The 21,886-nt window shown below is 71.5% G+C and carries 22 protein-coding genes; 12 read left to right on the forward strand and 10 right to left on the reverse strand.

Translation table 11 applies throughout. From position 1 onward, the window contains the following. Positions 1-4: 4 nt before the first annotated feature. The gene (locus M8J74_RS14090) at positions 5-1,036 is read right to left on the reverse strand and encodes a Strvi_7410 family MBL fold metallo-hydrolase (RefSeq protein ID WP_249836713.1); all 1,032 of its coding nucleotides are present in this window, start codon (positions 1,034-1,036) and stop codon (positions 5-7) included. Between the two features lie 85 nt (positions 1,037-1,121). Here M8J74_RS14090 and M8J74_RS14095 point away from each other — a divergent pair, with 85 nt between their 5' ends. The 3 genes from M8J74_RS14095 to M8J74_RS14105 are packed head-to-tail and all read left to right on the forward strand — an operon-like array spanning position 1,122 to position 3,736. Next, on the forward strand, positions 1,122-2,579 hold the full coding sequence (locus M8J74_RS14095) for an aldehyde dehydrogenase (RefSeq protein ID WP_249836714.1): 1,458 nt from the start codon (positions 1,122-1,124) through the stop codon (positions 2,577-2,579). Positions 2,580-2,585: 6 nt separating this feature from the next. After that, complete coding sequence (locus M8J74_RS14100; protein WP_058925597.1) at positions 2,586-2,819, forward strand: ferredoxin; 234 nt, start codon at positions 2,586-2,588, stop codon at positions 2,817-2,819. Positions 2,820-2,872: 53 nt separating this feature from the next. Next, entirely contained in the window at positions 2,873-3,736 is an 864-nt protein-coding gene (locus M8J74_RS14105) for a tetratricopeptide repeat protein (RefSeq protein WP_249836715.1), read from the forward strand. 95 nt (positions 3,737-3,831) lie between these two features. Here M8J74_RS14105 and M8J74_RS14110 read toward each other — a convergent pair whose 3' ends face one another. Beyond that, a complete protein-coding gene (locus tag M8J74_RS14110; RefSeq protein WP_249836716.1) occupies positions 3,832-4,797 on the reverse strand; it encodes an LLM class flavin-dependent oxidoreductase in 966 nt (321 codons plus the stop codon). Between the two features lie 87 nt (positions 4,798-4,884). Here M8J74_RS14110 and M8J74_RS14115 point away from each other — a divergent pair, with 87 nt between their 5' ends. Next, positions 4,885-5,640: a helix-turn-helix domain-containing protein gene (locus M8J74_RS14115; protein ID WP_249836717.1), complete on the forward strand. Its 756-nt coding sequence runs from the start codon at positions 4,885-4,887 to the stop codon at positions 5,638-5,640. Here M8J74_RS14115 and M8J74_RS14120 read toward each other — a convergent pair. Continuing rightward, complete coding sequence (locus tag M8J74_RS14120; protein WP_249836718.1) at positions 5,619-6,041, reverse strand: hypothetical protein; 423 nt, start codon at positions 6,039-6,041, stop codon at positions 5,619-5,621. The genes M8J74_RS14115 and M8J74_RS14120 overlap by 22 nt on opposite strands. A 107-nt stretch (positions 6,042-6,148) precedes the next feature. Then, positions 6,149-6,778: a TetR family transcriptional regulator gene (locus tag M8J74_RS14125; RefSeq protein WP_249836719.1), complete on the reverse strand. Its 630-nt coding sequence runs from the start codon at positions 6,776-6,778 to the stop codon at positions 6,149-6,151. 210 nt (positions 6,779-6,988) lie between these two features. On the opposite strand from M8J74_RS14125, the gene M8J74_RS14130 reads away from it, so the two are divergent. Genes M8J74_RS14130 through M8J74_RS14140 form a run of 3 tightly spaced genes read left to right on the forward strand, consistent with a single transcriptional unit; the run spans position 6,989 to position 10,184 of the window. Then, positions 6,989-8,389, forward strand: coding sequence for a glycosyltransferase family 4 protein (locus M8J74_RS14130; RefSeq protein ID WP_249836720.1), 1,401 nt, complete (start codon positions 6,989-6,991; stop codon positions 8,387-8,389). Continuing rightward, on the forward strand, positions 8,383-9,117 hold the full coding sequence (locus M8J74_RS14135; RefSeq protein WP_058925602.1) for a class I SAM-dependent methyltransferase: 735 nt from the start codon (positions 8,383-8,385) through the stop codon (positions 9,115-9,117). The genes M8J74_RS14130 and M8J74_RS14135 overlap by 7 nt, the downstream gene beginning before the upstream one ends. Beyond that, positions 9,114-10,184 (forward strand): prenyltransferase/squalene oxidase repeat-containing protein, encoded by a 1,071-nt coding sequence (locus M8J74_RS14140; protein ID WP_249836721.1) that lies wholly within the window; start codon positions 9,114-9,116, stop codon positions 10,182-10,184. Before M8J74_RS14135 ends, M8J74_RS14140 begins: the two co-directional genes overlap by 4 nt. A 115-nt stretch (positions 10,185-10,299) precedes the next feature. On the opposite strand, the gene M8J74_RS14145 is transcribed toward M8J74_RS14140, so the two are convergent. Beyond that, positions 10,300-10,587 (reverse strand): hypothetical protein, encoded by a 288-nt coding sequence (locus M8J74_RS14145; RefSeq protein WP_200698593.1) that lies wholly within the window; start codon positions 10,585-10,587, stop codon positions 10,300-10,302. Positions 10,588-10,633: 46 nt separating this feature from the next. On the opposite strand from M8J74_RS14145, the gene M8J74_RS14150 reads away from it, so the two are divergent. Then, the gene (locus M8J74_RS14150; RefSeq protein WP_249836722.1) at positions 10,634-11,047 is read left to right on the forward strand and encodes a VOC family protein; all 414 of its coding nucleotides are present in this window, start codon (positions 10,634-10,636) and stop codon (positions 11,045-11,047) included. Between the two features lie 12 nt (positions 11,048-11,059). Here the strand turns inward: M8J74_RS14150 and M8J74_RS14155 are convergent, their stop codons facing one another. The 3 genes from M8J74_RS14155 to M8J74_RS14165 form a co-directional block, all read right to left on the reverse strand. Continuing rightward, on the reverse strand, positions 11,060-12,070 hold the full coding sequence (locus tag M8J74_RS14155; RefSeq protein ID WP_249836723.1) for an LLM class F420-dependent oxidoreductase: 1,011 nt from the start codon (positions 12,068-12,070) through the stop codon (positions 11,060-11,062). Positions 12,071-12,190: 120 nt separating this feature from the next. Further along, the gene (locus M8J74_RS14160) at positions 12,191-12,970 is read right to left on the reverse strand and encodes a DUF5336 domain-containing protein (protein WP_249836724.1); all 780 of its coding nucleotides are present in this window, start codon (positions 12,968-12,970) and stop codon (positions 12,191-12,193) included. A gap of 83 nt (positions 12,971-13,053) precedes the next feature. Beyond that, positions 13,054-14,043, reverse strand: a complete 990-nt coding sequence (locus M8J74_RS14165) for an N-acetylmuramoyl-L-alanine amidase (RefSeq protein ID WP_249836725.1) — start codon at positions 14,041-14,043, stop codon at positions 13,054-13,056. A 313-nt stretch (positions 14,044-14,356) separates the two neighbouring features. Between M8J74_RS14165 and M8J74_RS14170 the strand changes: the two genes are divergently transcribed. Next, the gene (locus tag M8J74_RS14170) at positions 14,357-14,809 is read left to right on the forward strand and encodes a hypothetical protein (RefSeq protein WP_249836726.1); all 453 of its coding nucleotides are present in this window, start codon (positions 14,357-14,359) and stop codon (positions 14,807-14,809) included. Between the two features lie 94 nt (positions 14,810-14,903). Here M8J74_RS14170 and M8J74_RS14175 read toward each other — a convergent pair whose 3' ends face one another. Beyond that, a complete protein-coding gene (locus tag M8J74_RS14175) occupies positions 14,904-15,554 on the reverse strand; it encodes a class I SAM-dependent methyltransferase (protein WP_249836727.1) in 651 nt (216 codons plus the stop codon). A gap of 419 nt (positions 15,555-15,973) precedes the next feature. On the opposite strand from M8J74_RS14175, the gene M8J74_RS14180 reads away from it, so the two are divergent. After that, positions 15,974-17,155, forward strand: a complete 1,182-nt coding sequence (locus M8J74_RS14180; protein ID WP_249836728.1) for an RNA-guided endonuclease InsQ/TnpB family protein — start codon at positions 15,974-15,976, stop codon at positions 17,153-17,155. A 34-nt stretch (positions 17,156-17,189) separates the two neighbouring features. On the opposite strand, the gene M8J74_RS14185 is transcribed toward M8J74_RS14180, so the two are convergent. After that, complete coding sequence (locus tag M8J74_RS14185) at positions 17,190-18,923, reverse strand: MFS transporter (RefSeq protein WP_249836729.1); 1,734 nt, start codon at positions 18,921-18,923, stop codon at positions 17,190-17,192. A 160-nt stretch (positions 18,924-19,083) separates the two neighbouring features. Here M8J74_RS14185 and M8J74_RS14190 point away from each other — a divergent pair, with 160 nt between their 5' ends. Both M8J74_RS14190 and M8J74_RS14195 read left to right on the forward strand, forming a co-directional pair. Next, positions 19,084-20,271 (forward strand): lipid-transfer protein, encoded by a 1,188-nt coding sequence (locus M8J74_RS14190; protein ID WP_249836730.1) that lies wholly within the window; start codon positions 19,084-19,086, stop codon positions 20,269-20,271. A gap of 123 nt (positions 20,272-20,394) precedes the next feature. Continuing rightward, a complete protein-coding gene (locus M8J74_RS14195) occupies positions 20,395-21,858 on the forward strand; it encodes an MFS transporter (protein ID WP_249836731.1) in 1,464 nt (487 codons plus the stop codon). Positions 21,859-21,886: the final 28 nt, after the last annotated feature.

Consider the following 21,886-nt stretch of genomic DNA (forward strand, 5'->3'; position numbering starts at 1 on the left):
GGCGTCATACAGCCACGTAGGTCACCGGATCGCTCCCCGGCACCGCCTCCGCCCGGCCCAGCTTCACCAGCCGCCGCAGATGGGCCTCCGCCTCCGAGACCGCGATGTTCCGTGATCCGTAGGGGATCTGCTCCCAGGGCCGGTTCCACTCCATGCGCTCGGCGAGCTGCCAAGGGGTGAGGGGCGCGGCGAGCAGGCCGAGAATCCCGGTGAGGCGCTCCTCATGATGGGCGAGCAACTCCCGCACACGGCCGGGCCCGTCGGTGAAGGCGTGCTGGTGGGCCGGGAGCACCTCGGCGGGGGCGAGCCGGCCGACGCGTTCGAGGGAGTCGAGGTAGTCGCCGAGCGGGTCGGTGACCGTGGCGTCGTCCGGGTCCTCGTAGAGGCCGATGTGCGGGGTGATCTCGGGAAGCAGGTGGTCCCCGGAGAACAGACGCCCGTGGCCCGGCAGCCGGGAGGGGTGCTCCTCCTCCAGGTGCAGGCAGACGTGGCCGGGGGTGTGCCCGGGCGTCCAGATCGCGCGCAGCCGCCGCCCCGGCAGGTCGAGCAGTTCGCCGGGGACGATCTCACGGTCGGGCAGGGCGGGCGAGAAGCCGGGCAGTGCGGTGGCGCGCGGGTCGGGGTCGCGCAGGGGAGCGATGTGCTCCTCCGGGGCGCCGGCGGCCATGAGCTTGGTGGTCATGTAGGTGAACCAGCGGCCGGGCCGGGTCTCACGGGTGCGCCGGACGATCGCCGTGTCGGCGGCATGCATCGCGATCCAGGCACCGGAGGCCTCGCGCACCTTGCCCGACAGGCCGTGGTGGTCGGGGTGGTGATGGGTGATCACGACACCGTGAATCTCCGAGACGTCGGTACCGCAGGCGCGCAGCCCCTCCGCCAGCACGGACCAGGCGTCCGGGTCGTCCCAGCCGGTGTCGATCAGGACGGGTCCCCGGCCGGTGTCGACGACGTACACCAGCGTGTGCCCGAGCGGGTTGTCCGGAATGGGCACCCGAACGGACCGTATCCCCCCGCCATGATCGAACGTCTCCGCCATCTGCCCTCCGCTCCACGGCCATTGCCCACTATAACTAGAACTGGTATCAGTTTCTGAAACACCGTCAGAAACGAGGGCAGTGGTGATGGCCGAGCTCTTGGAACACGGACAGCTGTTCATCGGAGGGGAACTGACCGATCCCCTGGGCAAGGACGTCATCGAGGTGATCTCGCCGCACACCGAGGAGGTCATCGGGCGGGTGCCGCACGCCTCGCGGGAGGACGTCGACCGGGCGGTGGTCGTGGCGCGCCGGGCCTTCGACGAGGGGCCCTGGCCGCGGATGTCGTTGGACGAGCGGATCGCGGTGGTCACGCGGATCAAGGACGCGATCGCCGTACGGCACGAGGAGATCGCCCGCGTGATCTCGTCCGAGAACGGGTCGCCGTACTCCTGGAGCGTCCTCGCGCAGGCCCTCGGCGCGATGATGGTGTGGGACGCGGCGATCACGGTCGCCCGGGACTTCACCTACGAGGAGCGGCGCGACGGCGTGCTCGGGAAGATCCTCGTGCGGCGCGAACCGGTCGGGGTCGTGGCGGCCGTCGTGCCCTGGAACGTCCCGCAGTTCGTGGCGGCGGCCAAGCTCGCGCCCGCCCTGCTCACCGGCTGCTCGGTGATCCTCAAACCGTCGCCCGAGTCGCCGCTGGACGCGTACATCCTGGCGGAGATCACCAAGGAGGCCGGGCTGCCGGAGGGCGTGCTGTCCGTGCTGCCCGCCGACCGGGAGGTCAGCGAGTACCTGGTCGGGCATCCCGGGATCGACAAGGTCTCCTTCACCGGATCGGTCGCCGCCGGCAAGCGCGTGATGGAGGTCGCCGCGCGCAACCTCACCCGCGTGACGCTGGAGTTGGGCGGCAAGTCGGCGGCCGTCGTGCTGCCGGACGCGGACGTGGCGACCACGGTCGCGGGGGTCGTACCGGCGGCCTGGATGAACAACGGCCAGGCGTGCGTGGCCCAGACCCGCATCCTGGTGCCGCGCTCCCGCTACGACGAGTTCGCCGAGGCGTTCTCCGCCGCGGCCGGCGCCCTCGTGGTCGGCGATCCGCTCGACCCGGCGACCCAGGTCGGCCCGCTCGTCGCGCAGCGCCAGCAGCGCCGCAACCTCGACTACATCCGCATCGGCCAGGAGGAGGGCGCCAAGATCCTCACGGGCGGCGGGCGTCCGGCGGGCCTGGAGCGGGGCTGGTACGTGGAGCCCACGCTCTTCGGCGACGTCGACAACTCGATGCGGATCGCGCGGGAGGAGATCTTCGGCCCGGTCATCTGCCTGCTGCCCTACGGCGACGAGTCCGAGGCCCTGAAGATCGCCAACGACTCGGACTACGGACTGAGCGGCAGCGTGTGGACGGCGGACGTCGGCCACGGCATCGAGGTGGCACGGCAGGTGCGGACGGGGACGTACTCGGTGAACACCTTCAGCCTCGACATGCTGGGCCCGTTCGGCGGCTACAAGAACAGCGGTCTGGGGCGGGAGTTCGGGCCCGAGGGCTACGGGGAGTACCTGGAGCACAAGATGATCCACCTGCCGGCCGGCTGGGAGGGCTGAGCGCTCATGGGGGACCGCTGGCACGTCGAGGTCGACCGTTCCGTGTGCATCGGCTCGGCCCAGTGCGTCCACCGGGCCGAGGGCGCCTTCCGGCTGGACTCCGCGATGCAGTCCCATCCGGTGGAGCCGGAGACGGACGCCAACGAGCGGGTGCTGGAGGCCGCGGAGAATTGTCCGGTGGAGGCCATCGTGATCACGCTGACAGGGAGCGGGGAGGCGGTGTTCCCGCCCGAGGAGTGAGGGTTACGCTCCAGCGGTCGTCGTAGGAACGATCAACGAGCGGGGCGGGACACGTGCGCAAGGCCGAGGCCAAGGAGCTGATCCGACAGGCGGGCGAGGCGTGGGAGGCCGGGGAGTGGCTGCGCGCCGCGGACCTCTACGAGCGGGTGCTCGGCCAGTTCCCGGACGTCGGGCCGAGCGCGGTGTGGTGGTACGACGCCGCGCTCGCCCACAAGTTCCTGCGCAACTGGGCGAAGGCGTACGAGCTCGGGCGCGAGGCCGCCGCCCGTGCCCCGCGCGGCGAGGGCGATCCCGCCTACTGGAACCTCGGCATCGCGGCGACGATCCAGCGCGACTGGGCGACCGCCCGCGACGCCTGGGCCGGTTTCGGCATCGAACTCCCGGACGGCGAGGGCGAGATCACGGGTTCCTTCGGGCACGCGTGCGTCCGGCTCGACACCGGCGGCGAGCGCGAGGTCGTGTGGATCGAGCGGCTGTGCCCGACGCGGGGACGGGTGGTCAACGTGCCCGTCACGGGCGGTCGGCGGTACGGCGAGATCGTCGTGCACGACGGTGAGCCCAAGGGGGAGCGGATCGTCGACGGCACGACCTACCCCGTCTTCGACGAGCTGCTGCTGTTCGAGGCCTCCGAGCTGCCCACCCTGGAGGTCACCGTGGCGGCCGGCGAGCCGGACGATCTGCGGGCCCTGCTGGAGCTGTTCGGCGAGCACGGCTACGGCGCCGAACCCGCGAGCAGCGTCCGCATGCTCTGCGCCTGCTGCAGCGAGGGCACCCATCAGCAGGAGCGGAGCGTCCCGGCGGGCGCCCAGACGGTGTCCCTGGCGGCCCCGGAGGAGGACGCGCGGAAGCTGCTCGCGCGATGGGCGGAGGAAGCGGCTGTCGGACGCAGTTGGAGTGGGCTGGCGCCGGTCGGCTGAGGCTTCGGGTGAGGGTCCGGACGGGGTTCTCGAACAGCCCCTCGCACACCCCCCCAACGCCCCCCCCACGCCCCCCGGCACACCCCCGCGGGCCTTCAGCCCCGTGCCGTGAAGGCCGCCTGCCCGCGCAGGGCGGGGACGAGTTCCGCCACCCGTTCCAGCTGCTCGCGCTGGGAGCGCAGGTCGAGGGTGGCGAGCCGGAGGACGAGGTGGCGGGCGCCGGCGGTCACGTACCGCTCCAGTTGGCGGGCGACGTGCTCGGTGGGGCCCGCGACGAGCGCCTGGATCTTCTCCAGCTCCTCGAGCGGCATGCCGTACACGGTCCGGGCGTAGTCCTCCAGGGCGTGGCGGCCGCCGGAGGCGTCCGCGCCGACGTGGACCGTGACGAAGAGCGCCGGGGTGACGTCCCCGGCCGTCCGTCCGGCGCCGGCCGCGGCCCGGTGGACGGCGGCGAGGCCGGACGCGTAGTCGGCCGGGTCGGGCGGGTAGGGCAGCCAGCCGTCGTACAGGCGGCCGGTGCGATCCAGCGCCGCGGGTGCCGCGCCGCCGAGCCAGACGGGCGGCCCGCCGGGCCGCGACGGACGGGTGGCGGGTGGGATGCCGGTGACGTGGATCAGGTCGCCGTGGAAGGAGTCGGCGCCGTTCCACACCGCCCGCCACAGCGCGACGGTTTCGTCGAGGCGGGCGAAGCGGCGGGGCCAGGGCACCTCGGACAGGTCGTAGAGGGGGCGCCCGAAGCGGCCGGGGAAGCCCGCGCCGACGGTCACGACGAGCCGGCCGCCGGACAGCAGGTCGACCGAGGCCAGGGACTGCGCCGCCTGGACCGGCCGGCGCAGGAACGGCAGCAGCGCGGCCGTCCCCAGGGTCACCGCCCCGGTCACCGGCGCGAGCGCGGCCAGCATGGTCAGCGCCTCGATGCGGGGGCTGATCAGGGAGTCGTTGACGAAGAGCGAGGAGAACCCCAGGTCCTCGGCCCGGCGGCCGAAGGCGATCAGCTCGCGCGGGTCGCCGTCCGCGCCCCACTGCGCGGTCGAGGTCGGAAGCAGTACGCCGATGTCCATGCCGCAGATGCTCACGCCCGGCGGGACACGGCGACAATTCCCCGCGGGGAATGGCCCGGTGTCCCGCGCCCCGGGTACAACGGGGCCGTGGACTTCCCCAGCGCCCTGCGCGAACGCCGGACCCGCCGTCGTATCAGCCAGCTCGACCTGGCGCTGAAGGCGGGCACCACCCAGCGGCACCTCAGCTTCATCGAGTCCGGCAGGTCCGTGCCCGGGCGGAACATGGTCGTACGGCTGGCCGAGTCGCTGGAACTGCCGCTGCGGGAGCGCAACGAACTGCTGCTCGCCGCCGGGTACGCGCCCGCCTACGCGGAGAGCTCGCTCGACGACCCCGTGCTGGCCCCCGCCCGTGCCGCGATCGAGCACATCCTGCGCGGACACGAGCCGTATCCGGCGGTCGTGGTGGACCGGCGCGGTGACCTGGTCGCGGCCAACGGCGCGTTCGGCCTGATCACCGAGGGAGCGGCCGCCGAGCTGGTGGCCCCGGGGGCCAACGCCTACCGTCTCGCGCTGCACCCCGACGGACTCGCTCCCCGCATCCGCAACCTCGCCGAATGGGCACGGCACATCCTGGTACGGCTCGACCACCTGCCGGAGCTGCGCGCCGAACTGGCTTCATACGTACCGGAGTTGGAGCCGTCGGCGGGTCAGCTCGGCTTCGCGGTGCCGTTGCGTCTGGCGTCGTCGTACGGCGAACTGCGCCTGATGACGACCGTCACGACCTTCGCGACGGCCGTCGACGTGACGCTCGCCGAGCTGAAGCTGGAGGCGTTCCTGCCGGCCGACCCGGCGACCGCCGACGCGTTGCGCCGGGCGGCCGCTCAGGCGCCCGGGAACATGTAGTCGGTGCGGATCAGGCCGTCGTCGTCGAGTACGAGGACGTCCAGGCCGCCGCCCATCACGTCCCCGGTCGCGGTGGACACCGCCTCCCAGCCCAACTTGACCGTCTCGCGCAGCCGTACGGCGTCGCCACGGGCCCGGAAGGTGAACCCCTCCTTCTCGACGAACCGTTCGTGGCTGCGGGCCACCCGGTTCTCGATGGCGTCGTGACCGTGGGCCTCCAGGGTGCTGTGACCGAAGCCCAGCCCCGCCGCGATCTCCCGGATCTCCACCGGCGGCTGGAGGATGTGGACGCCGTCCCGCGCCCACAGCCCCTCGATCGCCGCGCGCCGTTCGGCGGCGTCCGCCACGTTCCACTGCGCGATGTAGCGCCGGGCCAGATCCTGTGGATCGATCTCCCTCATGTGCCTCTCCTCGCCGACCGGTTCGCTTCGCATCGATCCTGCGGCGAGCGGTGTCCGCCGCCAATTCCCGCCGGGGAATGGCCGCATGAGGGCCGATGGCGCGGGCCCTACGGCTCCTGGTGCGGATCGGTCAGGTCGATCAGGCGGCACACCGTCTCGATGTCGATCTTCACCTGGGCGATCGACGCCCGGCCCGAGAGCCAGGTGATCAGCGCCGAGTGCCAGGTGTGCTCGATGACCCGGACCGCGGAGAGCTGTTCGGGCGTCGGGTCGGCCTGCCCCATCGCGTCCAGGATGATCACCGTCGTCTGACGGGAGACCTGGTCGACCTCCGGCGAGACGCTGCGGTCGGCGAAGGTGAGCGCGCGGACCATGGCGTCGGCCAGGTGCGGCTCGCGCTGCAGCGCGCGGAAGGCCCGCATCAGGGTCTCCGCGACCCGCTCGGCGGCCGTCTCGCCCTGCGGCGGCTTCTTCCGCAGCGTGCCGTGCATGTGCTCCAGCTGGTCCTGCATCGTGGCGACCAGCAGATGGATCTTGGACGGGAAGTAGCGGTACAGCGTGCCCAGGGCCACCTGGGAGGACTCGGCGACCTCCCGCATCTGCACGGCGTCGAAACCGCCCCGGCTGGCGAGCTGCGCGCTCGCGTGCAGGATGCGCCGACGACGGGCCTCCTGCCGCTCGGTGAGGGGCGAGGAGGACGTCCGCGCGGTGGCGTCTGGCTTGGCTTCCGCAGGCATGGGTCCCGTTCCGTGACACTCGGTGAGGGCTGGTGATCGGACCGGGCACGGCAAGGGCTCGGCCGTGGCGCGAATCACCTGATCCACTGCTCACAGTGCCCTTACCTGCCGGTAGATTCAGAGCCTCCTGGACGATCAAGTCTGAAACTTGTTCTAGATTAGCGTCCCGGCGTAATCTCGCGGGACAATGCATGCAGAAGGGGGCCCAGAGTGACCGCTGAGGCCAGTCAGGCCGGTCCCCAGGAGGACCTGGCCGCCGACGGCGGGCGACCGCTCGACATCGCGCTCCTCACCTATAAAGGGAACCCGTTCTGCGGCGGACAGGGCGTCTACGTCCGCCACCTCTCCCGCGAGCTGGCCCGCCTCGGCCACCGCGTCGAGGTCATCGGCAGCCAGCCGTACCCCGTCCTCGACGAGGGCTACGACGGACTGACCCTGACCGAGCTGCCGAGCCTCGACCTCTACCGCTCGCCCGACCCCTTCCGCACCCCGGCGCGCGACGAGTACCGCGACTGGATCGACGCCCTCGAGGTCGCCACGATGTGGACCGGCGGCTTCCCCGAACCGCTCACCTTCTCCCTGCGCGCCCGCCGCCATCTGCGCGCCCGGCGCGGCGAGTTCGACGTCGTGCACGACAACCAGACCCTGGGATACGGCCTGTTGGGGGACGTGGGCGCCCCCCTCGTCACCACCATCCACCACCCCATCACCGTCGACCGGCAGTTGGAGCTGGACGCCGCCGAGAACTGGCAGCAGCGGATGTCCAAGCGCCGCTGGTACGCCTTCACCCGCATGCAGAAGCGCGTCGCGCGCCGGCTGCCGTCCGTGCTCACCGTCTCCGGCACCTCCCGCGCCGAGATCGTCGACCACCTCGGCGTCCGCGAGGACCGTATCCACGTGGTCCACATCGGCGCCGACACCGACCTGTTCTCGCCGGACGCGTCGGTCCCCGTCGTCCCGGGCCGGATCGTGACGACGTCCAGCGCGGACGTCCCCCTCAAGGGCCTGGTCTTCCTCGTCGAGGCCCTGGCGAAGGTGCGCACCGAGCACGCCGGCGCCCACCTGGTCGTCGTCGGCAAGCGGCCCACCGAGGGGCCCGTCGCGCAGGCGATCGAGCGCTACGGCCTCGAAGGCGCCGTCGACTTCGTCAAGGGCATCTCGGACGCCGAACTGGTCGACCTGGTCCGCTCGGCGGAGGTCGCCTGCGTGCCGTCCCTCTACGAGGGCTTCTCCCTGCCGGCCGCCGAGGCCATGGCCACCGGGACACCGCTCGTCGCCACGACCGGCGGGGCGATCCCGGAGGTCGCCGGAACCGACGGCGAGACCTGCCTCGCGGTGCCGCCGGGCGACGCGGGTGCGCTGGCCGCCGGGCTGAGCCGGCTGCTGGGCGACGCGGAACTGCGGACACGCCTCGGCCGGGCGGGCCGGGAGCGGGTGCTGCGGCACTTCACCTGGGCGCGGGCCGCGGAAGGCACCGTGGCCCGCTACCGCGAGGCGATCGCCGGGTCCTCCGGCAGGCTTCCCGGCCGCACCGCGGCCGCGCAGGGCGTCGAGTCCACGCCCCCCACACCCGACACCGGCGTCTATTCCGAAAGCAGGGCCACGTGCTGACCGTCGACTTCTCCCGGTTCCCGCTCGCCCCGGGCGACCGCGTCCTGGACCTCGGCTGCGGTGCCGGCCGGCACGCGTTCGAGTGCTACCGGCGCGGCGCCCAGGTCGTGGCGCTCGACCAGAACGGCGAGGAGATCCGCGAGGTCGCGAAGTGGTTCGCGGCGATGAAGGAGGCCGGCGAGGCACCCGAGGGCGCCACCGCCACCGCCATGGAGGGCGACGCCCTCGCGCTGCCCTTCCCGGACGAGTCCTTCGACGTCGTCATCATCTCCGAGGTGATGGAGCACATCCCGGACGACAAGGGCGTACTCGCCGAGATGGTGAGGGTGTTGAGGCCCGGCGGCCGTATCGCCATCACCGTCCCGCGCTACGGGCCCGAGAAGGTCTGCTGGACCCTGTCCGACGCCTACCACGAGGTCGAGGGCGGCCACATCCGCATCTACAAGGCGGACGAACTGATCGCCAAGATCGAGGAAGCCGGCCTCAAGCCCTACGGCACGCACCACGCCCACGCCCTGCACAGCCCCTACTGGTGGCTGAAGTGCGCGTTCGGCGTCGACAACGACAAGGCGCTGCCCGTGCGGGCGTACCACAAGCTGCTGGTCTGGGACATCATGAAGAAACCGCTGGCCACCCGGGTCGCCGAGCAGGCGCTGAACCCGCTGATCGGCAAGAGCTTCGTGGCCTACGCGACCAAGCCCCACCTCCCGGCGGTGGACGCCAAGTGACCACCCCCCGGACAGAACACCTCGTCCTGCCCGGGGTCCTCACCGCCGGGCAGGCCGCCGCGACCGTCGCCGGCATCCTCGCCGTACAGCGGGAGGACGGTGCGATCCCGTGGTTCCGGGGCCACCACCTGGACCCCTGGGACCACACCGAGGCCGCGATGGCGCTCGACACCGCCGGCGAGCACGAGGCCGCCGAGCGGGCCTACGAGTGGCTCGCCCGGCACCAGAACGAGGACGGCTCCTGGTACGCGGCCTACGCCGACGGCGACTTCGCCGACGTCACCGACCGCGGCCGGGAGACGAACTTCGTCGCCTACATCGCGGTGGGGGTGTGGCACCACTACCTCTCCACCGGCGACGACACCTTCCTGGACCGCATGTGGCCCGCCGTCTGCGCGGCGATCGAGTACGTCCTGCGGCTGCAGCAGCCCGGCGGGCAGATCGGCTGGAAGGGCGAGGACGACGGAAGCTTCACGACCGACGCGCTGCTGACCGGCTCCTCCTCCGTCCACCACGCCCTGCGCTGCGCGCTCGCCATCGCCGAGCAGCGTGAGGAACCGCAGCCGGACTGGGAGTTGGCGGTGGGCGCGCTGCGGCACGCGATCCGCCGGCACCCGGAGCGGTTCCTCGACAAGGACCGCTACTCGATGGACTGGTACTACCCGGTGCTGGGCGGCGCGTTGACCGGCGCGGAGGCCAAGTCCCGTATCGAGGAAGGGTGGGACCGCTTCGTCGTGCCCGGCCTCGGCGTGCGCTGCGTCGTCCCCAACCCGTGGGTCACGGGCGGCGAGTCGGCCGAACTCGCCCTCACCCTCTGGGCGATGGGCGAATCGGACCGCGCGCTGGCCCTGCTGAAGTCGATCCAGCACCTGCGGGACGCCGAGAGCGGCCTGTACTGGACGGGTTACGTCTTCGAGGACGAGGCGATCTGGCCGCAGGAGCTGACCACCTGGACGGCCGGCTCGCTCCTGCTCGCGGTCGCCGCCCTCGGCGGCCACGACGCCACCTGCACGGTGTTCGGCGGGGAGAACCTGCCGAGGGGCCTGGACCCCGACTGCTGCGACTAGGGCGCGTGCCAGGCGTCGCGGGGCAGGCGGGACTTTCGACACACGCCCCAGGGCCCATCTGAAGTGCGCTGAGGCCCCGGCGTCCCTGCCGGGGCCTCAGCGCCGCTGCCGCGCCTCAGTGGCGCTGCAGCCGTCCGGCGATCGCGTGACCGACGAACAGGTAGACCACCGCCGCCAGTCCGTAGCCCGCCACCACACGGGCCCACGCCTTGTCGAACGTGAACAGGTCACGCGACCAGCCGGCCAGCCAGTTGGCCGCATTGTGGACGAACTGCACCAGGTCATTGGCCCGGTTGGCGTCCAACAGGTACATCAGGATCCACAGCCCCAGGATGAGGGCCATGATGTCGGCGACGATCGCCACGACCGTGCCGGCCCGATTGCCGCTGCTATATCGAGACATGCTTTCCGGATTGCCGCGACTTCGGGGATGAAACCCGGTCGGTACGATGAACGCCGTGGACGCTCTCTACCCCCGGCTGCTCGTCGAGGACTTCGACACCGCGGCCCACTTCTGGACCGAAGCCCTCCGCGACCTCCTCGGCATCGAGCCCGTGAAGGTGCTCCCCGACGCCGGGTACGCCAACTGGGACCTGGACGGACAGGCCGTCCTCGTCCTGTTCGGCCGCAAGGCCGTCGCCCAGGTCGTCGGCACCGAGAACCTGCCCTCCGCACCGCCCGCCCAGGACGCCGCGATGCTCGTCCTGCGGGTCCCCGACGTCGACGACGCCACGCGCCGGCTCGGCGGCCACGGCGCCACCGTCGTCGCCGAACCCCAGGACCGCCCCGAGTGGGGCCCCGGCCTGCGCACCGCGCACCTGAGGACCCCGGACGGCACGCTGGTGGAACTCCAGGCCTACTGAGCCCTACTGAGCCTACGAGTTGAGCTCCGCCAGCACCCGGAGCGTATGGGGGTCGGGGGCCAGCGCCAGCAGGTCCGTCACCGGGCCCTTGCGCCACAACTCCAGCCGCTCGGCGATGCGTTCGCGTGGGCCGACGAGGGAGATCTCGTCGGCGAAGGCGTCCGGCACGGCCAGCACCGCCTCCTCGCGCCGCCCCCGCAGGAACAGCTCCTGCACCCGCCGCGCCTCCTCCTCGTACCCCATCCGCGCCATCAGATCGGCGTGGAAGTTACGGGTGGCGTGCCCCATACCGCCGATGTAGAAGCCGAGCATGGTCTTCACCGGCAGCAGGCCCTCGCGCACGTCGTCGCAGACCCGGACCTGGGCCATGGGCGCGACGAGGAACCCGGGCGGGAGCTGCGCGAGGGAGGGGCCGTAGACGTCGGGGCGGCTCGGCGACCAGTACAACGGCAGCCACCCGTCGGCGATACGGGTCGTCTGCTCGACGTTCTTCGGCCCCTCGGCACCGAGGAGGACGGGCAGGCCGGCCCGGAGCGGATGAGTGATCGGCTTCAGCGCCTTCCCGAGGCCGGTGCCGTCCGCGCCCCGGTACGGATGGGAGTGGAACCGCCCCTCCAGGGAAACCGGCGCCTCGCGCCGCAGCACCTGCCGTACGACGTCCACGTACTCCCGGGTGGCGGTGAGCGGCGACTTGGGGAACGGCCGCCCGTACCAGCCCTCCACCACCTGCGGCCCCGACAGGCCGAGCCCCAGCATCACGCGCCCGCCGGAGAGATGGTCGAGGGTGAGCGCGTGCATCGCGGTGGTCGTCGGCGACCGGGCGGCCATCTGCGCGACGGCCGTACCCAGCCTGATCCTCGACGTGCGGGCGGCGATCCAGGTCAGCGGCGTGAAGGCGTCGGACCCCCACGACTCGGCGGTCCACACGGAGTCGTAGCCGAGCCGCTCGGCCTCCTGCGCGAGCGGCACATGACCGGCGTCGGGACCACGGCCCCAGTAGCCGAGCGCGAGCCCCAGTCGCATGACGCGCCTCCCTCACCGATCTGACGGTCCGTCAGTAGTCGCACTGCGGGAGGCGACTGTACGGCAACGGCCCCCCACCCGGAAGGGCGAGGGGCCGGCCGTGAAGCGGGAGGGGGAAGGTCAGCCGCGCTGGATCCCCGAGGTGTCCTGCAGCACGCCACGACGTCCGTCCTGGGTCTGGGCGACCAGGCCCGGACCGCGCTGCTCGACGGCCAGGTACCAGGTGCCCGGCGCGAGTTCGGCGATCGGCGTCGGCGAACCGTCCTCCGCGAACAGCGGCCGCGGCACCGGAACGGCGAACCAGAACGGCGAGAACTCCCCGCCGGCCGGCTGCGGCTGCCCCTGCGCGGGCTGCGGCTGGGCGCCGTAGGGCTGACCCGGCTGCGGCTGGCCGCCGTACTGCGGCTGCTGCGCACCCGGGTAGCCGTAGCCACCGGGAGGCTGGGCGCCGTACGGCTGCGGAGCCTGCGGCTTGGGCGCCGGGATGAGCGCGGCCTGCAGGGCGGGGACGAGGGGGGTGGCGATGGCGGCACCGGCCATGACGAGCGCGGCGATGAAGCCGAGGATGATGCCCGCGGAAGGGCTGGCGGGGTCCGGGACGTCCACCATCGTCCAGAACAGGATCCACACGACGAGGACCGCGAACGCCGTGCCGACCGTGCCGAGGTCCAGGCCGGCCACCTTGCGGGGCTGCGGCAGGCATCGGTTGACGACGATCAGCGCGGCGCCGACGACTCCGCCCATGTAGAGGCCGAGCCCGTTGCCGAGGTTGTCCCACGCCGTCACGTTGTAGCTGCTCAGGCCGTCGACAGAGTAGAGGTGGAGGAACGACGCGATGAACAGCAACACCGCTGCCCCGATCACCACGCCGTCGCCTCGGTTGAGGGAGCGGATATTCACTGCAGGTCCTTCGTCAGTCGTCTCGTCGTCGGTAGACCTTATCGCCCGCCCGACCAGGGTGTCCGCAGGGATCCGCCCGCCGATCACGAAGAGCGCAGGAAACTCACGATTCCCTCAGAGATTCCCTGCGCCGCCTTCTGCCGCCAGGCTCCGCTGGTGAGCAGTGCCGCGTCCTTGCTATCGCGCATGTTGCCGCACTCGATGAACACCTTGGGAACCGTTGACAGATTGAGACCGCCGAGATCCTTACGCGTGACGAGGCCGGTGCCGTCGCCGATGTAGTTGGAGGCGGGTTCTCCCGTCACGCGGACGAAGTTGCCCGCGACGCGCTCGCCCAGCGAGGCCGAGCGGGCGACGATCGGGCGGGTGTCGGCGGCGCCCGAGTGCACGGCGCCCGGGAGGATGACGTGGAAGCCGCGGTTGCCGGCCGCGGAGCCGTCGGCGTGGATCGAGATCGCGGCGTCGGCATGGGCGTCGTTGCCGATCCGGGCCCGGCCGTCGACGCAAGGCCCCCAGGACGGGGAGCCGTTGTCGTGGGTCAGCTTCACGGTCGCGCCCTGCCGCTCCAGCAGCGCCTTCAGCCGGTGCGAGACGTCCAGGGTGAACTGGGCCTCCGTGTAACCCGCGTTGGTGGAGGTGCCCGTCGTGTCGCACTCCTTCCAGTTCGTGCCGATGTTCACCTTGCGGTTGATCTCGGCGGTGTGCTGGAAGTTGCCCGGGTTGTGGCCCGGGTCGATGACGACGACCTTGCCCTTGAGGGGGCCGGAGGCGGCGGGCGCGGAGGTGGTCGGATCGGCGAGCGTCGGCGTCGGACTCGGCGTGCCGGGCTGTTTGGCGTCGTCGCTCGTGGACGCGGAGGACGTGGGGGAGGCCGCGGCGCTGGACGCCGCGCTGGTGGCCGCCCGTACCGTCGCCCCGTCCGACCCGCCTCCGCCGCCTGACCCGCCGACGGTGTCGTAGACGAGCCAGCCGAGCAGCGCGCCGGGCACGAGCGCGGCGAGAGCGACGGTCAGGGGGCCGCGACGGGGGCGGCGGGGCTGCGGTGGATCGAAGTCCGGGCCTACGTACGACACGTCTGCCACCCTAGCGGGCCCCCATGGTGTCCACAGCGAGTGCGAAACGGTCGCTGCTCCCGCGCACGAGCACCTCCCACTTGTGGATCGCCGACAGCGGCCCAGACCAACGATGTGTCCGACAGCGTCGATTTCGCAAGCGGCGACAACGCCTGCGGCGATGCCGCAGAGAAGGGATTCGACAAGGCTGTCGACGCGATCGCCGACGACCCGGTGTGCGCAACGCCCGCCACCGTGACCACGGGACCTTTCGCGAGGTCACAGCATGGATACGCAACCTCTTCGGCGTCGCGGGACAGCTCATGATGCTTTCTTGACACACGATCCTGGGGAGACCATGCGCACCATCGCCGTAGCTGCCTCGATAGTCGCCGCAGCTCTTCTCGTCGGCTGCGGCAGCAGCGACACCGGTGACGCCCGCTACGACGCTCGCCAGGCCTGTACCAGCATCGACGCAGGCCACGGCATCAGTCCGACCAGCGCCCCCACTCCTGCGGGAGACACGGACTGGTCAGGGCTGTCGGACGCGTTGAACCAGAGCGCCGACAGCGCGGCAGCGGCGGCGGCCAAGGACGGCCGGTGGAACCGGCTGGCCGACAGCCTCAACACCCTGCAGCGCCTGGCCGCCGGCCTTGCCCAGCAGCAGGGCAGCGTGGACTCCGCGTACGCTTCCTCGCCTGTGCTGTCTCCGGAGGACCAGCAGCTCGCCACCGACACGTTGGCCATCGTCCAGTCGGAGTGCCGTAAGGCGTACGCAGCCGGTTAGATGCTGGACGGCGCGGCAGGGCGTGTCAGACGCGATCGATCCTCGCGAGGGTGCGCGCTTAAGGTCCGTAGCCGGGCCGGGTCCGACGGCGCCCTCAGATCCCCGCTCCCGTTCGCCGCAGGACGCGCAGGGAGTCGGTCACCGAGACCTCGGTGAACGCGCCGGACTCGAGGGCCCGGAGGTAGACGCGGTACGGGGCCTGGCCGGTGAACTCGTCCTTGGGGTCCGGGAAGACGTCGTGGATGAGGAGCAGTCCGCCCTCGGCGACGTGCGGGGCCCAGCCCTCGTAGTCGGCGGTGGCGTGCTCGTCGGTGTGACCGCCGTCGACGAAGACCAGGCCGAGCGGGGTGCCCCAGAACTTCGCGATCTGCGGGGAGCGCCCCACCAGGGCGACCACGTGCTCCTCCAGACCGGCCCGGTGCAGGGTGCGCCGGAACGTCGGCAGCGTGTCCATCAGGCCGATCTCCGGGTCGACCGTCTCCGGGTCGTGGTAGTCCCAGCCGGGCTGCTGCTCCTCGCTGCCGCGGTGGTGGTCGACGGTCAGGGCCGTCACCCCGGCCTGCCGGGCGGCGTCGGCGAGCAGGACGGTGGAACGGCCGCAGTAGGTGCCGACCTCCAGCAGCGGCAGACCGAGCGCGCCCGCCTCGACCGCGGCCGCGTACAGCGCCAGCCCCTCGTCGACGGGCATGAACCCCTTCGCCGCCTCGAAAGCGGCCAGGATCTCCGGCTTGGGCGCCGCGGCCATGGGGTTCCTCCCGGTCGTACGACATCAACGGCTCCCCATGCTGCCGCACCCCCGGCCACAACTTCGACCGAGGGTGCGTACAGCGCCCCGAAAGGGGCGCGGGGCTGTATCTATATGCGGCTCCGCCGCGTGGGCGCGACAAGCCACGACGGCGGGTGGGTCGCCCTACGGCCGTTACCACGCGCTCTGCCCTTGATCGCAGACGACGTGGCCGCCGGTGCGTCCATCGGGATTCGGATTCCAGCGCGGTGGCGCACACCGAAAGCTAGATTTATCGCGTGGCAACGGAACGTGCACAGGAGAAGCGGCAGTTGGGGCACCGCGCCCGGCTGGCACTTACCCCTGCACAGATCCGGCTCATCGACGCGCAGGCGCACGCCGCCCGTACGACGTGAAATCTCCTGCACGACTGGTGGACGATGTTGCCGAAGGGTAAGCGCACCTTTGCCGCGGCGGACGCCGCGATCCGCCAGGCCCGAAAAGACATCGACTGGCTCGCGACCCTTCCCGCCCAGGCTGCCCAGGCGGTGCTGAAGATCTACTTGCAGGCGTGGAAGAACTGCTGGGAGGGTCGTGCCGAAGCACCGAACTTCAAGGCTCGTTGCCGCACTGTGATGAGCGTGGACGTCCCGCAGGTCCGCGACCTTCGGATCGCACGCGTGCACCGCCGCTGGGGCATGGTCAGCATCCCGAAGGTTGGCCGTGTCCGTTTTCGCTGGACCAAAGATCTCCCCATCGGCAGGGCCGCCGGCACCGACAACAAGATCACCGGCGCCCGACTGGTCAAGGACGCGCTCGGCTGGCACATCGCCTTTCGTGTCCAGGTCCTCGCCACCGTCCCCGAGCCTCACTCCGGTCCCGAGGTCGGCATCGACGCCGGAGTCAACATCCCCCTGGCCCTGTCGGACGGCCACCATCAGGACCACGGTCGCCCCGTCCGCCTCCCCGACGGCACCGCTGACCGGGACAAGTGGCTCAACTCAGATGAAAAGGCCAAACTGCTCCGCCTGGAACAGCGGGCCGCGCACCGCAAGAGCTTCCGCCAGTCGGGCAGGACAACCTCCAACCGACTGAGGCGGACCTACGATCAGATCGCAAGCCTCCGCACGACAGCCAAGCGCAGGGCGAGTGACTGGCAGCACCGGACCACCACCCACCTTGCCCGCACCTACGGCGTGATCGTGGTGGAAAGACTCCACATCCCGAACATGGTCAAGAGTGCCAGAGGCACCACCGAGAACCCGGGGAAGAACGTCGCCCAGAAATCCGGCCTAAACCGCTCCATCAGTCAGGAGGCGTGGGGACGCACCGTGACGATGCTGACGTACAAGGCCGACCGCCATGGCGGCGTTCTATACAAGGTTCCCGCCCCCGGTACCTCCCGGCGCTGCTCCATGTGCGGCTTCACCACACCGGGCAACCGCGAGTCCCAGGCCGTGTTCGTATGCAAGAACGAAGACTGCGGATGGTCCGATAACGCTGACCACAACGCCGCACGGAACGTCTTGCACCTGTACCGGATGGGCCACGCGCTCGTCCCGGCTGCCGGGAGGGCAGTCGTCAGGCGTCCCTGCGACGTCAAGCCCGCCACCGCAAGGTAGGAGGGAATCTCCCGGCCTCCGCCGGGAGAGCACTTCAAGCGCTCACACTCTCCCCGGGCAGCGCGAGATCCACATCCACTGCCCGCTCCTCACCGGAGTGCGTCGCGGCAGAGGCCAACGGTCCATGGCCGGAGGCCCTCGCGGCGAGCACGTACGCCCCTTCCGTAGGCACCGCCAGCACATACGTCCCGTCCGGCTCCGACAGCGTCGCCCCCGCCTGCCGCCCCCGCCGGTCGATCAGCGTGACCTTGGCGCGGGCCACCGGCGCGCCCTCGGCGTCCAGGACGCGCCCGCGGAACCCGCGCAGCACCTGCTCGGCGCGCTCCAGCGCGGCCTCCTCCTCGCTGCTGGCCCGCAGCCGCGGCGCCCGGTCGGGCTTCGGCAGGAACAGGGCCATCAGCAGGCCGATCGCCACCGCGCCGGTCGCGATGAGGAAGGACACCCGGAAGCCGTGCATGGTGGGGATCGCGACCCCGCCGACGTTCTGCGCGGTGTTGGCCAGCACCATGCCGATGACGGCGCTGGAGACGGACGTGCCGATGGAGCGCATCAGCGTGTTGAGGCCGTTCGCGGCGCCCGTCTCGGAGGCCGGGACGGCGCCCACGATCAGCGCGGGCAGGGACGAGTACGCGAGGCCGATGCCCGCGCCGAGGACGACCGAGATGACCAGGCTCTGCCAGGCCGCGCTCATCAGGCCGAGGCCCGCGCCGTAGCCGACGGCGATGATCAGCATGCCGAGGATCAGGGTGGTCTTGGGGCCGTACTTGGCGGAAAGACGGGCGTACACCGGCGCGGTGACCATCATCGTCAGGCCCAGCGGGGCGACGAGCAGGCCCGCGACGACCATCGACTGACCGAGGCCGTAGCCGGTCGCCTTCGGGAGCTGGAGCAGCTGGGGAAGGACGAGCGAGACGACGTAGAAGCTGACACCGACCATGATCGACGCCAGGTTGGTGAAGAGGACCGCCGGGCGGGCGGTGGTGCGCAGGTCGACCAGCGGGGCCTTGGAGCGCAGCTCGTAGACGCCCCACAGGACCAGGACGGCGGCCGCGGCGCCGAACATGCCGAGCGTGGTGCCGGAGGTCCAGCCCCAGTCGCTGCCCTTGGTGATGGGCAGCAGGAAGAGGACCAGGCCGGCGGAGAGGCCGATCGCGCCCAGGACGTCGAAGGAGCCCTCGGCGCGCATCGGGGACTCCGGTACGACGAGGAGGGTGAGCGCGATGGAGAGGACACCGAGGCCGGCGGCGCCGTAGAAGAGGGCGTGCCAGTCGGCGTGCTGGGCGACGAGGGCCGCGAGCGGCAGCGCGAGCCCGCCGCCGACGCCGATCGAGGAGCTCATCAGGGCCATCGCGGAGCCGAGCTTCTCGCGGGGCAGCATGTCCCGCATCAGGCCGATGCCGAGCGGGATGGCGCCCATCGCGAAGCCCTGGAGCGTACGGCCGGCGATCATCGGGAGCAGGGTGCTGGTGAGGGCGCTGACCAGGGCGCCGACCACCATCACGGCGAGGCTGAGGATCAGCATCCGCCGCTTGCCGTAGAGGTCGCCGAGGCGGCCCATGATCGGCGTGGCGACGGCGCCCGAGAGCAGTGTCGAGGTCAGGACCCAGGTGGCGTTGCTGGGCGCTGTGCCCAGCAGTTGCGGCAGGTCCTTGATGACCGGGACGAGCAGGGTCTGCATCACCGCGACAACGATGCCCGCGAAGGCGAGGACCGGGACCACGGTCCCGCTCGCTCTCCGGGCGGGCTGGTCGTTCGTCGTGTGCGTCATTGCGTGAGGCCTCCCGTTGGATAAGTGCTGGGTAAACCTCGTATGCACAGGCAACTATTCCGTGGCGTCGGGCCTCCCGCTGATCCTTGACCCGGTCATGAAGATCTGACCGGCCATCAGGTCTGGTCATGGAATGGAACGTGTTCTAGTCTCGCGCGTCATGAGGGCATACGTGGCCGGGGTCGGGATGACCGAGTTCGAGAAGCCCGAGACCCGGTACTGGCAGTACTGGGACATGGTCCGGGAGGCGGGGAGTGCGGCGCTCGCGGATGCCGGAGTGACCTACGAGGACGTGGAACAGGTTCCCGTCGGCTACTGCTTCCAGCCGTCCACCGCCGGCCAGCGCGCCGTCTATGAGCTGGGTCTCACCGGCGTCCCGGTCTACAACGTCAACAACAACTGCGCGACCGGATCGACCGCGCTGATGCTGGCGCGGCAGCTCGTGGAGGGCGGGGCCGCCGACTGCGTCCTGGCACTGGGCTTCGAGAAGATGAAGAAGGGCGCGCTGGGAGGAGGGGCCGACGGGGGCGACTTCTCGACCTCCCCGGTCGCCCGGCACTACGGGATCATGGCCGCCCGGCACGGCTTCGAGGCGACCCCGCCCACCGCCCAGATCTTCGGTGACGCGGCCCGCGAGCACATGGAGCGGTACGGCACCACCGAGGCGCAGCTGGCCGCCGTCGCCGCCAAGAACCACCGGCACTCCGCGCACAACCCGTACACGCAGTTCCAGGACGTGTACGAGGTGGCCGACATCCTCGCGGCCCGTACGGTCCACCGGCCGCTGACCAAGCTCCAGTGCTCGCCGACGTCCGACGGGGCCGCGGCCGCGGTGGTGGTGTCGGAACGGTTCGCCGACGCGCGCGGCCTCACCGGTCTCGTCGAGATCGTCGCCCAGGCCATGACCACCGACACCGAGGAGTCCTTCGCGTCCGGCTCCTGTATCGACGTCGTCGGGCAGCCCATGTCCCGGGAGGCCGCCCGGCAGGTCTACGAGCGGGCCGGACTCGGCATCGAGGACGTGGACGTCGTCGAGCTGCACGACTGCTTCTCCGTCAACGAGTTGTTGACCTACGAGGCGCTCGGGATGTGCGGGGAGGGCGAGTCGGGCAAGCTCGTCGAATCCGGGGCGACCACGTACGGCGGGCGCTGGGTGGTGAACCCGTCCGGCGGGCTCATCTCCAAGGGGCATCCGCTGGGGGCCACGGGCATCGCCCAGGCCGCCGAGCTGGTCTGGCAGCTGCGGGGTACGGCGGGGGAGCGACAGGTCCCCGGGGCGCGGGTCGGTCTCGCGCACAACATCGGGCTGGGCGGGGCGGCGGTGGTGACGCTGCTCCGGGCGGCGTAACGCGGCAAGCCGCTCTTCCGCCCCTTTCGGGCGCTCCGTGGGTGGCCTAGGTCCGGCGACCGAAGATTTCGTGGGGCGAAATGCCGATGCAAGGGGCGCTGAGGGGTTGAGAGCATGACAGGCATGCTGGAAACCGCTGACGTCACCCGGACCTCCCGTCGCACCGCACCCCCCACATGGCTGGTCGTGGCCCTCGCCTGCGCGGGCCAGTTCCTGGTCGTGCTGGACGTGTCGGTCGTCAATGTGGCGTTGCCGTCGATGCGGGCCGACCTGGGGCTGAGCGCGCAGGGGCTGCAGTGGGTGGTCAACGCCTACGCCATCGCCTTCGCCGGGTTCATGCTGCTCGGCGGGCGGGCCGGCGACCTGTACGGGCGCAAGCGGATGTTCCTGGTCGGGCTCGGCCTGTTCACGCTGGCGTCGCTGGGCGGCGGGCTGGCGCAGGAGGGCGGGCAACTCCTGGTCGCACGCGCCGTGCAGGGGCTGGGCGCGGCGGTGCTGGCGCCCTCCACGCTGACCATCCTGACCTCGGCGGTCCCCGAGGGCGCGGCGCGGATGCGGGCCATCGCCACCTGGAGCGCGGTGGGCGCGGGCGGCGGGGCCGCGGGCGGTCTGGTCGGCGGAGCGCTGGTGGACGGGCTGTCCTGGCGGTGGGTGCTGCTGATCAACGTGCCCGTCGGCGCGGTGGTGCTGGCCGGCTCCACGAGGTGGCTGGCGGAGAGCCGCAACGGCGGCGGGCGGCGGCTGGACCTGCCGGGCGCCGTCCTGGTGACGGCCGGGCTCGCCACCCTCGCGTACGGCATCTCGCAGACCGAGGCCGAGGGCTGGACGTCGCCCGCGACCCTGCTGCCGCTGGCCGCCGGACTCACGCTGATCGCCGGGTTCCTGGCCGTCGAGGCGCGTACGACGGTCCCGCTGATGCCGCTCGGGCTGTTCCGGGTGCGGGCGGTGTCGTCGGCGAACGCGGCGATGTTCCTGAACGGCTCCGCGATGTTCTGCATGTGGTTCTTCATGACCCTGTACGCACAGAATGTGCTGGGCTACACCCCGCTGGAGGCGGGGCTGGCACTGGTGCCGAGCTCCCTGGCGATCATCCTCGGCTCCAAGCTCGCGCCCCGCTTCCTGCCCGCGCTGGGGGCGCGCCGGCTGGCCGCGCTGGGGACGCTGATCGCGGCGGCCGGCTATGTGTGGCAGTCGGCGATGACGTCCGAGGGGGCGTATCTCACGGAGATCATGCTGCCCGGCATCCTGATGATGCTGGGCGCCGGGCTCACGGCGACCCCGCTGGCAGCGCTCGCCACGTCCGGGGCCGCGCCCGGGGAGGCCGGCCTGGTGTCGGGGTTGATCAACACCTCGCGCACGATGGGCGGTTCGCTCGGGCTCGCCGTGATGTCGACGATCGCCGCTGCGCGCACGGGCGACCGCGGGACACCGGCGGCACTGACCGAGGGATACGCGCTGGTCTTCCGGACGGGGGCCGGGGTGCTGCTCGCCGGGGTGGTGCTGATGCTGGTGTGGCTGCCGCGGCAGAAGGCGGCGGGGCGGGGAGAGGGCATGGGGATGCCGCGTCCTGACTCCGCCGCCGAGTGATTCCGCCGCGGAGTGATTTCGCCGCGGA

Origin of the sequence: Streptomyces panaciradicis, assembly GCF_023516615.1 — a bacterium.
GTDB lineage: Bacteria > Actinomycetota > Actinomycetes > Streptomycetales > Streptomycetaceae > Streptomyces > Streptomyces panaciradicis.

Bases quoted from the DNA above. Each gene is read 5' to 3' on its own strand.
- M8J74_RS14090 (WP_249836713.1), bottom strand. From the start codon at position 1,036: ATGGCGGAGACGTTCGATCATGGCGGGGGGATACGGTCCGTTCGGGTG.
- M8J74_RS14195 (WP_249836731.1), top strand. From the start codon at position 20,395: ATGCTGGAAACCGCTGACGTCACCCGGACCTCCCGTCGCACCGCACCC.
- M8J74_RS14190 (WP_249836730.1), top strand. From the start codon at position 19,084: ATGAGGGCATACGTGGCCGGGGTCGGGATGACCGAGTTCGAGAAGCCC.
- M8J74_RS14175 (WP_249836727.1), bottom strand. From the start codon at position 15,554: ATGGCCGCGGCGCCCAAGCCGGAGATCCTGGCCGCTTTCGAGGCGGCG.
- M8J74_RS14180 (WP_249836728.1), top strand. From the start codon at position 15,974: ATGTTGCCGAAGGGTAAGCGCACCTTTGCCGCGGCGGACGCCGCGATC.
- M8J74_RS14120 (WP_249836718.1), bottom strand. From the start codon at position 6,041: ATGAGGGAGATCGATCCACAGGATCTGGCCCGGCGCTACATCGCGCAG.
- M8J74_RS14185 (WP_249836729.1), bottom strand. From the start codon at position 18,923: ATGACGCACACGACGAACGACCAGCCCGCCCGGAGAGCGAGCGGGACC.
- M8J74_RS14145 (WP_200698593.1), bottom strand. From the start codon at position 10,587: ATGTCTCGATATAGCAGCGGCAATCGGGCCGGCACGGTCGTGGCGATC.
- M8J74_RS14100 (WP_058925597.1), top strand. From the start codon at position 2,586: ATGGGGGACCGCTGGCACGTCGAGGTCGACCGTTCCGTGTGCATCGGC.
- M8J74_RS14155 (WP_249836723.1), bottom strand. From the start codon at position 12,070: ATGCGACTGGGGCTCGCGCTCGGCTACTGGGGCCGTGGTCCCGACGCC.
- M8J74_RS14150 (WP_249836722.1), top strand. From the start codon at position 10,634: ATGAACGCCGTGGACGCTCTCTACCCCCGGCTGCTCGTCGAGGACTTC.
- M8J74_RS14125 (WP_249836719.1), bottom strand. From the start codon at position 6,778: ATGCCTGCGGAAGCCAAGCCAGACGCCACCGCGCGGACGTCCTCCTCG.
- M8J74_RS14110 (WP_249836716.1), bottom strand. From the start codon at position 4,797: ATGGACATCGGCGTACTGCTTCCGACCTCGACCGCGCAGTGGGGCGCG.
- M8J74_RS14095 (WP_249836714.1), top strand. From the start codon at position 1,122: ATGGCCGAGCTCTTGGAACACGGACAGCTGTTCATCGGAGGGGAACTG.